The organism is Pseudomonas sp. HD6515 (assembly GCF_024971855.1).
In the GTDB taxonomy this organism is placed as follows: Bacteria; Pseudomonadota; Gammaproteobacteria; order Pseudomonadales; family Pseudomonadaceae; genus Aquipseudomonas; species Aquipseudomonas alloputida.
The window spans coordinates 5343379-5360000 of the sequence record NZ_CP079827.1 but is presented as its reverse complement, the minus strand read 5'-3'; the positions used below and the strand labels follow the sequence as shown (position 1 = coordinate 5360000).

Here is a 16622-nt window from a genome sequence, read left to right as displayed (position 1 = left end):
TGCTGACATGAGTAACGACAATGCGAGTGAAAAACTCGCACGCCGAAAGACCAAGGTTTCCTGCGCAACGTTAATCGACGCAGGGTTAGTCGGTCCCTAAGGCGAGGCTGAAAAGCGTAGTCGATGGAAAACAGGTTAATATTCCTGTACTTCCAGTTATTGCGATGGAGGGACGGAGAAGGTTAGGCCAGCCTGGCGTTGGTTGTCCAGGTTTAAGGTGGTAGGCTGAAATCTTAGGCAAATCCGGGATTTCAAGGCCGAGAGCTGATGACGAGTTGCCTTTAGGCGACGAAGTGGTTGATACCATGCTTCCAAGAAAAGCTCCTAAGCTTCAGATAACTGGGAACCGTACCCCAAACCGACACAGGTGGTTAGGTAGAGAATACCAAGGCGCTTGAGAGAACTCGGGTGAAGGAACTAGGCAAAATGGCACCGTAACTTCGGGAGAAGGTGCGCCGGCGAGGGTGAAGGACTTGCTCCGTAAGCCCATGCCGGTCGAAGATACCAGGCCGCTGCGACTGTTTATTAAAAACACAGCACTCTGCAAACACGAAAGTGGACGTATAGGGTGTGACGCCTGCCCGGTGCCGGAAGGTTAATTGATGGGGTTAGCGCAAGCGAAGCTCTTGATCGAAGCCCCGGTAAACGGCGGCCGTAACTATAACGGTCCTAAGGTAGCGAAATTCCTTGTCGGGTAAGTTCCGACCTGCACGAATGGCGTAACGATGGCGGCGCTGTCTCCACCCGAGACTCAGTGAAATTGAAATCGCTGTGAAGATGCAGTGTATCCGCGGCTAGACGGAAAGACCCCGTGAACCTTTACTATAGCTTTGCACTGGACTTTGAATTTGCTTGTGTAGGATAGGTGGGAGGCTTTGAAGTGGGGACGCCAGTTCTCATGGAGCCATCCTTGAAATACCACCCTGGCAACTTTGAGGTTCTAACTCAGGTCCGTTATCCGGATCGAGGACAGTGTATGGTGGGTAGTTTGACTGGGGCGGTCTCCTCCCAAAGAGTAACGGAGGAGTACGAAGGTGCGCTCAGACCGGTCGGAAATCGGTCGTAGAGTATAAAGGCAAAAGCGCGCTTGACTGCGAGACAAACACGTCGAGCAGGTACGAAAGTAGGTCTTAGTGATCCGGTGGTTCTGTATGGAAGGGCCATCGCTCAACGGATAAAAGGTACTCCGGGGATAACAGGCTGATACCGCCCAAGAGTTCATATCGACGGCGGTGTTTGGCACCTCGATGTCGGCTCATCACATCCTGGGGCTGAAGCCGGTCCCAAGGGTATGGCTGTTCGCCATTTAAAGTGGTACGCGAGCTGGGTTTAGAACGTCGTGAGACAGTTCGGTCCCTATCTGCCGTGGACGTTTGAGATTTGAGAGGGGCTGCTCCTAGTACGAGAGGACCGGAGTGGACGAACCTCTGGTGTTCCGGTTGTCACGCCAGTGGCATTGCCGGGTAGCTATGTTCGGAAGAGATAACCGCTGAAAGCATCTAAGCGGGAAACTTGCCTCAAGATGAGATCTCACTGGGATCTTGAATCCCCTAAAGGGCCGTCGAAGACTACGACGTTGATAGGTTGGGTGTGTAAGCGCTGTGAGGCGTTGAGCTAACCAATACTAATTGCCCGTGAGGCTTGACCATATAACACCCAAGCAATCTGCTACGCAGATTGTGGTGGTGAAGACGAAAGACCCGAAAATTCGTAAGACCACAAATATCGCATATCCGAATTCGCTGGGCTGTCCATCTGGACATTCTGGCAACAGAATTTCTTGACGACCATAGAGCATTGGAACCACCTGATCCCATCCCGAACTCAGTAGTGAAACGATGCATCGCCGATGGTAGTGTGGGGTTTCCCCATGTGAGAGTAGGTCATCGTCAAGATTCATTTCGCAAAACCCCTATCTGCGCATGCAGGTAGGGGTTTTGTCTTTGTGGGCAAAAAAGGAGATGGCACCGGCTTCGCCGGTGTTCGCGGGTAAACCCGCTCCTACAGGGTTCGCGGGTAAACCCGCTCCTACGGGGAAGGGGGCAACGCCAGGCAGGGGCGCACACCCTCCAGGCCAATGTCGCCTCCCCTATGGATCGGGAGTGCCACGCTGCGGATGGCACCGCGTTGAAGTGCCCGCTCCCACAGCCTGATGGCATTCGGCCGTTTCATGTGCGCGTGATATCGTTCCCCTCTCAGCCATCAGCGCCTCCAGAGACCTTCCGATGCCCAACACCGCCCATCTCCACCCAGGCTTCATGATCGTCCACGGCAACCGCCTCGACGACCTGCGTAGCCTGGTAGTGAGCTGGATGCGTCGCTACCCGCTGGCGCCTCTGGAAAACGAAATTGCCCTGGTGCAAAGCAATGGCATCGCCCAATGGCTCAAGCTGGCCCTGGCTGAAGATCCGCTGGAAGATGACCAAGGCGGCTGCGGCATCGCCGCTGCCATCGATGTGCAACTGCCCGGTAGCTTTATGTGGCAGCTCTACCGCAGCGTGCTTGGCCGTAGCGAAATTCCCGAAGTGTCTCTGCTCGACAAGGCACCACTGACCTGGCGGCTGATGCGTCTGTTGCCAGCGCTCATCGAGCGTCCGCATTTCGAGCCACTGCGGCGCTTCCTCACCGACGACAGTGACTTGCGCAAGCGCTACCAGCTAGCCGAGCGCCTGGCCGACCTGTTCGACCAGTACCAGGTCTACCGTGCCGATTGGCTCAAGGACTGGGCCAGTGGCGAGCACGTCATCAACACGGCCCGCGGCGAGCGCAAAGTACTGCCGCCAGGCAACCGCTGGCAAGCCGAGTTGTGGCGAGCATTGCTCGAGGATGTTGGCGAGCAAGGCATGGCGCAGAGCCGCGCCGGAGTACACCAACGTTTCATCGAGCGCATCAACAGCCTGGAGCAGGCGCCTGCAGGGCTGCCACCGAGGGTGATCGTGTTCGGTATCTCTTCGCTGCCGGCCCAGGCCCTGGAAGCGCTGGCAGGCCTGTCGCGTTTCAGTCAGGTATTGCTGTGCGTACACAACCCATGCCGCCACCACTGGGCCGATATCGTCGCCGACAAGGACCTGTTGCGCCACCAGTACAAACGCCAGCAACGCAAGCAAGGCATGCCCCTGCAACTGGACGACCAGACGCTGCACCAGCATGCCCACCCGTTGCTGGCTGCCTGGGGTAAACAAGGCCGCGACTACATCAACCTGCTCGACAGCTATGATGACCCGGGCAGCTACCAGGGCGTGTTCAGCGACGGCCGCATCGACCTGTTCAGCGACGGTTCGCCCACCACGCTGCTCAACGAACTGCAGGACGACATCCTGGAATTGCGCCCGCTCGCCGAGAGCCGCGAACGGTGGCCACCAGTCGACACCACAAAAGACCGCTCGATCCGCTTCCATGTTGCGCACAGCCCGCAACGTGAAGTGGAAATCCTCCACGACCAGCTGTTGGCCCGCTTCAGCGCCGACCCGACTTTGCGCCCGCGCGACGTAATCGTCATGCTGCCGGACATCGACACGTATGCGCCGCATATCCGCGCCGTCTTCGGCCAGTTGCAGCGCAACGACCCGCGCTACATCCCGTTCACCCTGACAGACCAGGGCCAGCGTGGTCGCGAGCCTTTGCTGATCGCGCTTGAGCACCTGCTCAAACTGCCTGACAGCCGCTTCGCGGTCAGCGAAGTGCTCGACCTGCTGGACGTGCCGGCAGTCCGCGCCCGCTTCGGCATCCGCGAAAACGATCTGCCCACGCTGCACCGCTGGATCGAGGGCGCTGGCATTCGTTGGGGCCTTGACGCCGCGCAGCGGGCGAGCCTGGGCTTGCCCGCCGGGCTCGAACAGAACAGTTGGCGTTTCGGCTTGCGCCGCATGCTGTTGGGTTATGCCGTGGGGGTGGGTGAGGCCTGTGATGGTATTGAGCCCTACGATGAAATCGGTGGCCTGGACGCGGCACTGATCGGCCCGCTGGTCGCGTTGCTCGATGCGCTCGAAGTCGCCTGCCAGGCCTTTTCCGAGCCTGCCACCGTCAGCCAGTGGGGCGAGCGACTGCATGCCTTGCTGCACGTGTTCTTCCTCGCCGAGGACGAGGGTGATGAATTCCTGTTGATGCAGTTGCAGGATCTGCGTGATAGCTGGCTTGAGGTGTGCGAGACCGTCGGCCTGCACGACCCGCTACCGCTTACCGTGGTGCGTGAAGCCTGGCTGTCGGGCCTCGATCAGGGCAAGCTGTCACAACGTTTCCTCGCCGGCTCGGTCAACTTCTGCACACTCATGCCCATGCGCGCGATCCCGTTCAGGGTGGTTTGCCTGCTGGGCATGAATGATGGCGATTACCCGCGTGCGCAGCCACCGCTGGACTTCGACCTGATGGCCAGCGACTATCGCCCGGGCGACCGCTCACGCCGCGAAGACGACCGTTACCTGTTGCTTGAAGCGCTACTGTCAGCACGTGACCAACTGTATGTCAGCTGGGTCGGGCGCAGTATCCGCGACAATAGCGAACGCCCGGCCTCGGTGCTGATCGGCCAGTTGCGCGATCACATCGCTGCGGGCTGGCATTTGGCCGACGCGCAGCAGGGCCAGCTCGCGAAACCGGGCGAGCAACTGTTGCACGCACTGACCCAGGAGCACCCGCTGCAGCCGTTCAGCCCTCGGTACTTCCAGAAGGGCAGCCCATTGTTCAGCTATGCCCATGAATGGCAGGTGCTGCACCAGCAAGGTGAGGCAGACGAGCAGAGCGAGCCGGGCCTGCCGCCTTATCAGGACGCTGAAGCCCTGAGTCTGCACCAGTTGAATGACTTCTTGCGCCACCCGGTACGGCACTTCTTCAGCCAGCGCTTGAAGGTGTACTTTGAGGCGCTGGAAGCGCCGACCCCGGACGAAGAGCCCTTCGTCCTCGATACCCTGCAACGTTACGGCGCCAGTGAAAGCCTGCTTGGCGCCGCCTTGGCCGAACCGGACAACGCTGAACAGGCCTTGCGCGCCCAGGCCAGACGCCTGCAGGCCTGCGGTTTGCTGCCGCTAGCCGGTTTCGGCGAACTGCTGCAAAACGAATTGATCGAACCGCTGCCGGACCTGCTGCAACGTCACCAACAATTGCTGCAACGCTGGCCACAGCTGGTCGAGGGCGCTTTACCGGTGCATTTCGAGCACGGTCAGCACCGTCTGGAGGGCTGGCTGGGCCGGGTGTTCCAGGCGGAAGATCAGAGCCTTCTCAGCATCACCACAGTACCCAACACCATCAGTGCCGGGCGCAACAACCTGAAGTGGCACCGCCTTATCGCGCCCTGGGTTACGCACCTGGCGGCCTGTGCAGCGGGCTACCCCTATAACAGTGCATTGGTAGCCAGTGACCTGACCCTGTTGCTTGCACCGCTGCCGCAAGCGCTGGCCGCGCAACTGCTGGGCGACCTGTTGGTGGCCCGTCAGGCGGCAATGAATGCGCCGTTGCCAGTCGCGGCCAAGACCGCGTTCGCCTGGTTGGCCCAGGACGATGCCGATAAAGCCATGGCCGCAGCAGCTCGCGCCTACGAAGGCGACGAACGCACCAGTTTTGGCGAGCGAAGTGAAAGCATTGCGCTGGCTCGCCAGTTCCGAGATTTTGCAGCACTCACCGCTGACGAAACGTTTGAAGGCTGGTGCGAGACCTTGTACCGCCCGTTGTTCACCGCCCCTTGGCAGACCTTGGGCAACCCGGAGAAAGGCGCATGACCCAGGACCGTCCTCTGGCACTGAGTTTCCCCCTGCACGGTAGCCAGCTGATCGAAGCCAGCGCCGGCACGGGCAAGACCTTTACCATTTCGGCGCTGTACCTGCGCCTGATCCTCGGTCACGGTGGCGAACAGGGCTTCGAGCGCGAGCTGCTGCCACCGCAGATCCTCGTGGTGACCTTCACCGACGCCGCCACCAAAGAGCTGCGCGAGCGTATCCGCGCCCGCCTGGCTGAAGCCGCACGGTTCTTCCGTGGCGAACTGGAAGGGGCCGATCCGCTGTTGCACCAACTGCGTGACGATTACCCACAAGAGAACTGGCCGCGTTGCGCCGGCCGGTTGGAAATCGCCGTGCAGTGGATGGACGAGGCTGCGGTATCGACCATCCATGGCTGGTGCCAGCGCATGCTGCGCGAGCATGCCTTCGACAGCGGCAGCCTGTTCACCCAGACCCTGGAAACCGACCACAGCGAGTTGTTGGGCCAGGTCATGCGCGATTACTGGCGGCGCTTCTGCTATGGGATGCAAGGTGACGCACTGGCCTGGGTGCGCGGCAACTGGGGGAGCCCCGACGCTTTGCTGCCACGCATTCGCCCACTGTTCGGCCGTGTGCGCGCCCAGCAGAATGGGCCAGAGCCCGCTGCATTGATCCAGGCATCGCTACAGCAACGTGGCGCACAGTTGGCCCGGATCAAGGCACCATGGGCACAGTGGGCCGAGGAACTGCGGCAAATCTGCCGCGAGGCGCTGGCCGCCAAGCAGGTCGACGGCCGCAAGATGCAAGCCCGTTACTTCGAGCCCTGGTTCGACAAGCTCTGCGCTTGGGCCAGCGATGAGCAACTGGTAGAGCTCGACTTGGGCACCGGTTTTACCCGGCTGACCCCGGCGGGCATGGCCGAGGCCTGGAAGGGAGAGCCTCCCGAGCACCCAGCCCTCAACGCCATGCAGCACTTGCAGCAACAACTGCAGGCCCTGGACAGCCCGGATGCCCCTCTGCTCGAGCACGCGGCCAGTTGGGTATCGGCACGTTTCGAAGTGGAGAAGCGCCGGCGTGCAGAAATGGGCTTCGACGACATGCTCGTGCGCTTGCAGCACGCACTCGCCAGCGAGGCCGGCGAGCGCCTGGCCAGCCTGATCCGTGAACAGTTCCCGGTTGCGCTGATCGACGAATTCCAGGACACCGACCCGGTTCAGTACGGCATTTTCGAGCGCATCTACCAGATCAGTGAAAACCGCGCCGAAACCGGTCTGTTCATGATCGGGGACCCCAAACAGGCGATCTACGCCTTCCGCGGTGCCGACATCTACACCTACCTTGCGGCGCGGCGCGCCACCAGCGGCCGTCTGCACAGCCTGGACACCAACTACCGCTCCAGCAAAGCCATGGTGGCGGCGGTCAACCAGGTGTTCCTGCAGGCCGAGGGGCGTGAAGCGGGGCGGGGTGCATTCCTGTTCCGCGAGGCCGATGACAACCCGCTGCCATTCATCGAGGTGCGCGCCAAGGGGCGTGGCGAACAGCTGCTGATTGACGGTGAAGTCAGTGCAGCCCTGCAATGCTGGCAGCTGGAAAGTGAAGAGCCAGTCTCCAGCAGCGTTTACCGCCAGCAACTGGCCGCCAGTTGCGCCAGCCATATTGTGGCCTTGCTCAATGGTGGCCAGCAGGGCACGGCAGGTTTCCAGAATGCCGAAGGCGAATTGCGCGCCTGCTTGCCCTCGGACATTGCCATCCTGGTGCGCGATGGCCATGAGGCGCAGATGGTCCGCGCCGAACTGGCAGCACGCGAGGTGCGCAGTGTCTACCTGTCCGACAAGGACTCGGTGTTTGCCGCCCAGGAAGCCCACGACCTGCTGGCCTGGCTGAAGGCCTGCGCCGAGCCTGACTCAGAGCGCCTGCTCAAGGCTGCTTTGGCCAGCCTTACACTGGGCCTGTCGCTGGCTGCGCTGGACCGGCTTAACCAGGACGAGCGGGTCTGGGAGAGCTGGGTGATGCGCTTTCGCCTTTACCGCGACACCTGGCAGCGCCAAGGGGTGTTGCCGATGTTGCGCCACCTGCTGCATGACTTCCAGCTACCGCGTACGCTGATCCGCCGCAGTGATGGCGAGCGGGTGCTGACCAACCTGCTGCACCTGGCCGAGCTGCTGCAGCAGGCCGCTGGCGAGCTGGACGGCGAACAGGCGCTTATCCGCCACCTGGCCGAGCACCTGGCCAGTTCCGGTCAGGCCGGTGAAGAGCAGATCCTGCGCCTGGAGAGCGACGAACAGTTGGTCAAGGTGGTGACCATCCACAAGTCCAAGGGCCTGGAATATCCCTTGGTCTACCTGCCATTCATCTGCACCAGCAAACCGGTGGATGGTAGCCGTCTGCCGCTGGCCTGGCATGACAGCGAAGGTAACGCCCACCTCACCCTCACACCTGACCAGGAGCAGATCGAGCGCGCTGACGACGAGCGCCTGGCCGAAGACCTGCGCCTGCTCTACGTGGCCCTGACCCGCGCCCAGCATGCTTGCTGGCTGGGTGTCGCCGACCTCAAGCGCGGTAATCAGAAGAGCTCGCAGCTGCACCGCTCGGCGTTTGGCTACCTGCTGGGGGGCGGCCTGGCCCTGGCTGGCTCGGCGCAGCTGACGGACTGGTTGCAGGCTTTGGCGGCAAGTTGCCCGCACATCACTTGCCCGGGCCTGCCGCAGGCGGATGAGCAGATGTATCGCATGCCACACGCCGAACGTGAGCTGCTGCCAGCACGCAGGCCACGCCATGCGGCTGCCGAGCACTGGTGGATCGCTTCGTACAGTGCCCTTCGTGTCGGCGATCAGACCCTCGGCGCCGACAGCTCGCAGGCCCAGCAACTGCTGGATGACGAGGTGCCCGATGCCCAGGTGTTGCGCGAGGTCCCGGCCGACAGCGGCGATATCCATCGCTTCCCACGGGGGCCTAACCCCGGCACCTTCCTCCATGGTTTGCTGGAGTGGGCAGGCCGTGAGGGCTTCAGCGAGGTCAGCGGTAACCCTCAACTGATAGAGCGTACCGTTGGCCAGCGCTGCAACCGCCGTGACTGGGCCGGCTGGATCCCCACCCTGAGCCACTGGATGCAACGTTTGCTGAGCGAGGCGTTGCCGCTGCCGGGCAGCGACCAGAGCGTAACGCTGGGCCAACTGCGTCATTACCAGATCGAAATGGAATTCTGGTTCGCCAGCCACCGGGTCGACGCAGAACAACTCGATCGCCTGGTGGCACGCCACACCCACCCCGGTCTGGCGCGCCCAGCTGCGCAGCCGACCGTGCTAAACGGCATGTTCAAAGGGTTCATCGACCTGGCGTTCGAGCTGGACGGGCGTTACTACGTGACCGACTACAAGTCCAACTGGCTGGGTGCGGACATCCAGGCCTACGATGCCATGGCCATGGAAAAGGCGATTCTTGAGCACCGCTACGACCTGCAGTATGTGCTGTACCTGCTGGCCCTGCACCGCCAGTTGCGCGCGCGGCTGGCGGACTACGATTATGACCGCCATGTTGGCGGCGCCCTGTTCATCTTCCTGCGCGGTGCCAGCAGCAGCGGCCACGGCGTGTACCACGCCAAGCCACCGCGTGAGCTGATCGAAAGCCTCGATGCACTGTTCCGTGGCGAGCACGCGCCGGTACAGCAGGACCTGTTTGCCGGAGTTGCGCCATGAGCCGAAGCCTTGTCGACCTGTTGCCCACCCCGTTGCACGCAGAGCACCTGCTGGCGCTGGCACCGCAGCACAACAGCGCTGACCTGCTGCAATTACTCGACCGTTGGGTTGAGCGGGGCTGGCTACGTGCCCTGGACCGCGCATTCGTGTCGTTCCTGGAAGAGCGCGCCCCCGGCAGTGATCCCTTGCTATTGCTGGCGGCAGCGCTGGCCAGCCACCAACTGGGGCACGGACATGTCTGCCTCGACCTGCAACAAACCTTGGCCGAGCCGGATTTCGCCCTGTCGTTGCCGCCGGAAGGTGACGCCCTTATCGGCCCTTTGCTACTGCCATCGCAACTGCTGGCCAACCTTGACTTGAATGCCTGGCTTCAGCGCATCGTCGCCAGCCCGCTGGTGGCCGCAGGTGATACGCCTGGCCAGCAAGCGCGGCCGCTGGTACGCAGTGGCGAGCGCCTTTACCTGCGCCGTTACTGGCGTTACGAACGGCGCATCGACCATGCCCTGCGCCAGCGCCTGAGTCAGGCCGAAGCACCGCCTGCGGATCTGCCAGAGCGCCTGGCGCAACTGTTCGAGGGCGGCGCGCCAGCTGGCCAGTTGGACTGGCAGAAGCTCGCCTGTGCCTTGGCCACCCGTGCTGGTTTCAGCATCATCACTGGCGGCCCCGGTACTGGCAAGACGACCACCGTGGTGCGCCTGCTGGCGTTGCTGCAGGCGCCGGCAGTGGAGCAGGGCAGGCCACTGCGCATCCGCCTGGCTGCACCGACCGGCAAGGCCGCTGCGCGCCTGACCGAATCCATTGGCCAGCAAGTCGAGCGCCTGCAAGTCAGCGCCGAAGTACGCGGGCAAATCCCCACTGAAGTCAGCACCGTGCATCGCCTGCTCGGCAGTCGCCCGGGCTCGCGGCACTTCCGCCATCATGCTGGCAACCCGTTGCCGTTGGATGTGCTGGTGGTCGACGAAGCGTCGATGATCGACCTGGAAATGATGGCCAACCTGCTCGATGCCTTGCCGCCGCGGGCGCGTCTGGTGCTGCTGGGCGACAAGGACCAGTTGGCCTCGGTCGAGGCCGGCGCGGTACTGGGCGACCTGTGCCGGGATGCTGAGGAGGGCTTTTACTCGCCGGCGACTGCAGCGTGGCTTCAGCAGGTCAGTGGCGAGTCGCTGGCCGGCAGTGGCCTCAAGGCCGGCGATGAGCAGCGCCACCCGTTGGCTCAGCAAGTGGTGATGCTGCGGTTTTCACGGCGTTTCGGTGAAGGCAGCGGTATTGGCCAGTTGGCCAGACTGGTCAATCGTCAGGATGCTCACGCGGCGCGCAACCTGCTGGCCGCGCCGCCTGCTGACGTGCACAGCCTGTCGCTCAAGCACGAGCAGGATCGTGCTTTCGACCGCCTGTTACTGGACGGTCTGAACCGCGGTACCGATGGACCGCAAGGCTACCGCAGCTACCTGCGCACCCTTGGGCGTTACCGGCCAGCACTTGATACCGCCTTTGACGACCCCGCCTGGGAGCAATGGGCGGGCAAGGTGTTGCGCAGTTTCGAGGATTTCCAGTTGCTGTGCGCGGTGCGCCGGGGCGCCTGGGGGGTCGAAGGCCTGAATGAACGGGTGGCGCGGGTGCTGCACAATGCCGGTCTGATCGACAGCCAGCAGCCTTGGTACGAAGGACGCCCGGTGCTGGTGACCCGCAACGACTACGGCCTGGGCCTGATGAACGGTGACATCGGTATAGCCCTGCGCCTGCCGGATGAGCAGGGCCAGCCGCTGCTGCGTGTGGCCTTCCCGCGCAACGACGGCAGTGGTGGTGTGCGGTTCGTTCTGCCGAGCCGGCTCAACGAAGTGGAAACGGTATTCGCCATGACCGTGCACAAGTCCCAGGGCTCGGAGTTCAGCCACACTGCCCTGGTGCTGCCGGATGCGCTCAACCCGGTGCTGACCAAAGAACTGGTGTACACCGGCATCACTCGGGCCAAGCACTGCTTCAGCCTGGTCGAGCCACGCCAAGGCATTTTCGAAGAAGCGGTGGCGCGCAAAGTACGGCGTATTTCCGGGTTGATGCTCGAGCAGGTCTAGGGCCATGACACCCATTACACGTGGCTGCAGGCTCATACAATAAAGCGGCCATGTGCTATCGTTGCGCCGATATCGGAAGGGGCTTAAAGGGATTTCCCACATGAACGTGGCCGCAAGGCGAGTGACAAGCTGTGCGCTTTCGCTATTGCTGGCCGTCCTGCTCCTTTCTGCAGGCGCTGCCCGGGCAGACCCCGGCACAACCGCCGCCCAGGCACAGCAACGCGCCAAGGCAGTCACCCAGGTAGTACTGGGTATCTTCAGTTACGCCCGCTGGCCCGTCGAACCCTCTCCTTTGCGCCTGTGCCTGGTCGGCCCGACCGAGTACGCCGACGATCTCATCAAGGGCCATGTCCAGGAGTCCGGCCGGCCGCTGCAGGTGCGGCGCTTGCTGGCAGAAGACACCCAGGTCGCCCAGGCCTGCGATGCCCTCTACATTGGCAAGCTTGACCAGGGCCAGCGGGATCGGCTGTTCCAGCGTATCGGCGGCCACCCGGTGCTGAGCATCAGCGAGGCGGATGACCCCTGCACGGTCGGCAGCCTGTTCTGCCTGCGGGTCAGCGACCAGCAGGTGGCCTTTGAAGTCAATCTCGACTCGGTGGCACGCTCTGGCGTGCGTATTCACCCTAGCGTGCTGCAATTGTCGCGGCGCCGGGCGGAGCAGCCATGAAGCCGACCCGCAAGCGTACCGTGCGCCCGACCCTGCGCTCGGTGCTGGGCCGTGGCCACCTCAGTGTCGCCCTGCTTGCCGTTGGCCTGGCGGGTATCTCCCTCACCCTGCTGGGCGTGCTCGCCCTGCGTGTCTATGCCAACCATAACCTGCAGTTGATCGCCCGCTCGATCAATTACACGGTAGAGGCGGCGGTGGTGTTCGATGACAGCGCCGCTGCCAATGAGTCGCTGGCGTTGATTGCCAGTACCGAAGAAGTGGCCGAGGCCAAGGTCTTCAACAACGAGGGCGAGCAACTGGCGCACTGGCAACGCGACAATACCGGCATGCTCGCGCAGCTGGAGGTGCAGGTTGCCAGCGCCTTGCTGGATGAGCCGGTCATTCTGCCGATCGTGCACCAGCAACAGCAGGTCGGGCACATCGAGCTGGCAGGCCAGGGCAGGAGCCTGTTGCTGTTCCTGCTCAGTGGCTTGGCCGGTATCCTGTTCTGCACGGTCCTCAGCGCCTTGGCTGCCCAGTATCTGTCGCGGCGCCTGCTCAGCGATATCACCCGCCCGCTGCGTGGCCTGGCCAGTGTCGCCCATGCCGCCCGCCGCGAGCGCAGCTTCGACCGGCGCGTACCAGAAGCGCCGATTGCCGAGCTGAACGAGCTGGGTAACGACTTCAATGCCCTGCTGGATGAACTGGAGGTGTGGCATAGCCACCTGCAGAGCGAAAACCAGACCCTTGCCCATCAGGCCAGCCACGACAGCCTGACCGGCTTGCCCAACCGCGCCTTCTTTGAAGGACGCCTGAGCCGCAGCGTGCGGAATGCGGCGCGTCAGCAGGACCACCTGGCACTGCTGTTCCTCGACAGCGACCACTTCAAGCAGATCAACGACACCCTCGGCCACGCCGTGGGTGACGAGGTGTTGATCAGCGTGGCCGAACGTGTGCGCGCCCAACTGCGCGAGCACGATCTGGTGGCGCGCCTGGGGGGCGACGAGTTTGCCGTGCTGTTGACGCCGTTGCATACGCGCAAGGACGCCGAACACATTGCCGAGAAAATCGTTGCCAGCATGAAGCTGCCGGTGCAACTGGACAGTGGCCGCAGTATCTCCACCTCGCTGAGTGTCGGTATTGCCTATTACCCGGATGACGGCGCTGACCCCGCCAGTCTTCTCAATGCCGCCGATGCGGCAATGTACCAGGCCAAGCGCGAACGCCGTGGCCATTGGCAACTGGCGCAGACGGAACGGTCCGCCAACGAAATCAGGAACAGGAGTTGAACCCGTGATGCAAGCTTTACGTTTTCCGCTTTGGGCCTTGTTGCTCGCCATGCTGGCGCTGACGGGTTGCCAGAGCGCGCCCCCGAAAGGCCTTACCCCAGAACAGATTGCCGTGCTCAAGCGCGAAGGTTTCACCCCGACCGATGAAGGTTGGGCCTACGACTTGTCTGGCAAAGTGCTGTTCGGCAGCGATCTGGACAGCCTCAACGGCCAGAGCCAGGCGATTGTCGAGCGCATCGGCAAGGCGCTGCTCGGCGTTGGTATCCAGGGCGTGCGGGTGGACGGGCATGCCGACTCGTCGGGCAAGGCGGCGTATAACCAGCAGCTGTCCGAGCGCCGCGCGCAAAGCGTGACCAAGGCGCTGGTGGGGATTGGCATGCAGGCGCAGAACATTCAGAGCCGTGGCCTGGGCAGCAGCCAGCCGGTGGCGGACAACCGCACCAGCGCCGGGCGTACCGAGAACCGTCGAGTGTCCATCGTGGTAGCGTCCTACTGATCGTCGCCGCTCGGGCTGTCACATAGCCCCTGTAGGCGCGGGCAACGCGGCCTGGCACCGGCTTTGCCGGTGTTCGCGGGCAAGCCCGCTCCTACAGGGGCTGTGTTGCCTTCGGAAATGCGCAGGCCCATCAGTCCTGGGCAAAGCGCATCTCGCGGGTTTCGCCCATCAACAACGGTGCATTCGCCTCGGTCACCCCACGGATGTAATCCCACAGCAGGGTAATGCGCTTCAACTTGCGCAAATCCTCCCGGCAATACATCCAGAACTGCCGCGTCACCTCGATCTCCTCCGGCAACACCGTGACCAATCGCGGGTCCTGCGCGGCGAGGAAGCACGGCAATATTGCCAGCCCACGCCCCTGCAGCGCTGCCGTGTACTGCGCGATCACGCTGGTACTGCGCAAATGTGCGCTGGCGTTGGGGATCAGGTTGGCCAGGTACAGCAGCTCGGAGCTGAACGCCAGGTCATCCACGTAACTGATGAAGGGGTGTTTGGCCAGGTCCGTCACCTGGCGGATCGGCGCGTGGCTGTCCAGGTAGCCCTGGGTGGCATACAGCCGCAGGCGGTAGTCGCACAGCTTGCAGCACACATAAGGCCCGTGCTCGGGCCGCTCCAGCGCGATGACGATGTCCGCCTCACGCTTGGACAGGCTGATGAAGTGCGGCAGCGGCAGGATGTCCACCGAAATCGCCGGGTAGGCGTCGACGAAGTGGCTTAGCTGCGGCGTGATGAAAAAGCTGCCAAAGCCCTCCGTGCAGCCCATGCGCACATGGCCCGACAACGCCACCCCCGACCCGGACACCTGCTCGCAAGCCATGTGCAGCGTGCTCTCGATCGATTCGGCATAGCCCAGCAGGCGCTGGCCCTCGGCGGTCAGCACAAAGCCGTTGGTGCGCGACTTTTCGAACAGCAAGGTGCCCAGCGCACCCTCCAGCGAGCTGATGCGTCGCGACACGGTGGTGTAGTCCACGCTCAGCCGTTTGGCGGCACTGCTGGCCTTGCGGGTGCGAGCCACTTCGAGGAAGAACTTCAAATCGTCCCAGTTGAGCGCGCTCAGGGATGTGAGGTCTTTTTGCATGATGATCCGGTTTTTTTGTGCGTTCTTGTTGGATGTTTGCACATCTATACTCGAAACAAGCCTCAGGACGCCACCCCACGTTTGCCCGGCGCTGGCGATCTCGTCCCGACAACAATTCCAAGGAGAACGCAGATGAACGCACCGCAATCCCCTAACAGCACCAAGGTCGAGCAGGTCAAGCTGCTGATCGACGGCCAGTGGGTCGAGTCCAAAACCACCGAATGGCGTGACATCGTCAACCCGGCCACCCAAGAGGTGCTGGCGCGCGTACCGTTCGCCACCGTCGAGGAAGTCGATGCAGCCGTGGCCGCTGCTCACCGCGCTTTCCAGACGTGGCGTAACACCCCGATCGGCGCGCGCATGCGCATCATGCTCAAGCTGCAGGCGCTGATCCGCGAACACACCAAACGCATTGCCCAGGTGCTCAGTGCCGAGCAGGGCAAAACCCTGGCCGACGCTGAAGGCGATATCTTCCGCGGCCTGGAAGTGGTCGAGCACGCGGCGTCCATTGGCACCCTGCAGATGGGCGAATTTGCCGAGAACGTCGCCGGCGGTGTCGATACCTACACCCTGCGCCAGCCGATCGGCGTATGCGCTGGCATCACCCCGTTCAACTTCCCGGCAATGATCCCGCTGTGGATGTTCCCTATGGCCATTGTCTGCGGCAACACGTTCGTGCTCAAACCGTCCGAGCAGGACCCGCTGTCGACCATGCTACTGGTCGAGCTGGCGCTGGAAGCCGGCGTACCGGCCGGTGTGCTGAACGTGGTGCACGGCGGTAAGCAGGTGGTGGATGCCATTTGCACCCACCAGGACATCAAGGCGATTTCCTTCGTGGGCTCGACTGAAGTCGGCACGCACGTTTACAACCTTGGCAGCCAGCATGGCAAGCGTGTGCAGTCAATGATGGGCGCCAAGAACCACGCGGTGGTGTTGCCTGATGCCAACCGCACACAAACCATCAATGCGCTGGTGGGTGCTGCCTTCGGCGCGGCGGGCCAGCGCTGCATGGCGACCTCGGTGGCGGTGTTGGTGGGCAAGGCCCGCGAATGGTTGCCGGATATCGAGGAGGCTGCTAGCAAGCTCAAGGTCAATGCTGGCTGTGAGCCGGGCACCGACGTTGGCCCGGTGGTATCCAAGCGTGCCAAGGAACGTGTGCTGGGCTTGATCGAAAGCGGTATCAAGGAAGGCGCCAAGCTGGAACTTGACGGCCGTGACGTCAAGGTGCCGGGCTACGAGCAAGGCAACTTCGTCGGCCCAACCCTGTTCTCGGGCGTGAAGACCGACATGCAGGTGTATACCCAGGAAATCTTCGGCCCGGTGCTGGTGACCCTGGAAGTCGATACGCTCGACGAGGCCATCGCCCTGGTCAACGCCAACCCGTTCGGCAACGGCACCGGCCTGTTCACCCAGAGCGGCGCTGCGGCCCGCAAGTTCCAGAGCGAAATCGATATTGGCCAGGTCGGCATCAACATCCCGATCCCGGTACCCGTACCGTTCTTCAGCTTCACCGGCTCGCGGGGTTCCAAACTCGGTGACCTCGGGCCGTACGGCAAGCAAGTGGTGCAGTTCTACACTCAGACCAAGACCGTCACGGCTCGCTGGTTCGATGACGACAGCGTCAACGACGGTGTGAACACCACCATTAGCCTGCGCTAA

General features: G+C 62.7%; 8 protein-coding genes and 2 rRNA genes (1 of these 10 running past the window's edge). 9 read left to right on the top strand and 1 reads right to left on the bottom strand.

Annotated elements, in window-relative coordinates; translation table 11 throughout:
- The 8 genes from KW568_RS24800 to KW568_RS24765 all read left to right on the top strand — a co-directional run.
- Positions 1–1649: ribosomal RNA gene (locus KW568_RS24800) — 23S ribosomal RNA — on the top strand (it extends 1244 nt beyond the left edge of the window).
- 130 nt (positions 1650–1779) lie between these two features.
- Positions 1780–1895 (top strand): 5S ribosomal RNA (rrf, locus tag KW568_RS24795).
- A gap of 330 nt (positions 1896–2225) precedes the next feature.
- Positions 2226–5708 carry an exodeoxyribonuclease V subunit gamma gene (gene recC, locus KW568_RS24790; protein WP_259537080.1) on the top strand — a complete coding sequence of 1161 codons (3483 nt, stop codon included), beginning with the start codon at positions 2226–2228 and terminating at the stop codon, positions 5706–5708.
- Positions 5705–9379 (top strand): exodeoxyribonuclease V subunit beta, encoded by a 3675-nt coding sequence (gene recB, locus KW568_RS24785; protein ID WP_060546397.1) that lies wholly within the window; start codon positions 5705–5707, stop codon positions 9377–9379. Before recC ends, recB begins: the two co-directional genes overlap by 4 nt.
- On the top strand, positions 9376–11451 hold the full coding sequence (gene recD / locus KW568_RS24780) for an exodeoxyribonuclease V subunit alpha (RefSeq protein WP_003251565.1): 2076 nt from the start codon (positions 9376–9378) through the stop codon (positions 11449–11451). Before recB ends, recD begins: the two co-directional genes overlap by 4 nt.
- A gap of 100 nt (positions 11452–11551) precedes the next feature.
- Complete coding sequence (locus KW568_RS24775; RefSeq protein ID WP_014859459.1) at positions 11552–12118, top strand: YfiR family protein; 567 nt, start codon at positions 11552–11554, stop codon at positions 12116–12118.
- Positions 12115–13386, top strand: a complete 1272-nt coding sequence (locus KW568_RS24770; RefSeq protein ID WP_003251568.1) for a diguanylate cyclase domain-containing protein — start codon at positions 12115–12117, stop codon at positions 13384–13386. The genes KW568_RS24775 and KW568_RS24770 overlap by 4 nt, the downstream gene beginning before the upstream one ends.
- A gap of 4 nt (positions 13387–13390) precedes the next feature.
- Entirely contained in the window at positions 13391–13882 is a 492-nt protein-coding gene (locus KW568_RS24765) for an OmpA family protein (protein WP_014754448.1), read from the top strand.
- A gap of 130 nt (positions 13883–14012) precedes the next feature.
- On the opposite strand, the gene KW568_RS24760 is transcribed toward KW568_RS24765, so the two are convergent.
- Positions 14013–14963 (bottom strand): LysR family transcriptional regulator, encoded by a 951-nt coding sequence (locus KW568_RS24760; RefSeq protein WP_064613893.1) that lies wholly within the window; start codon positions 14961–14963, stop codon positions 14013–14015.
- A 132-nt stretch (positions 14964–15095) separates the two neighbouring features.
- On the opposite strand from KW568_RS24760, the gene KW568_RS24755 reads away from it, so the two are divergent.
- Positions 15096–16622, top strand: coding sequence for a CoA-acylating methylmalonate-semialdehyde dehydrogenase (locus tag KW568_RS24755; RefSeq protein WP_259537073.1), 1527 nt, complete (start codon positions 15096–15098; stop codon positions 16620–16622).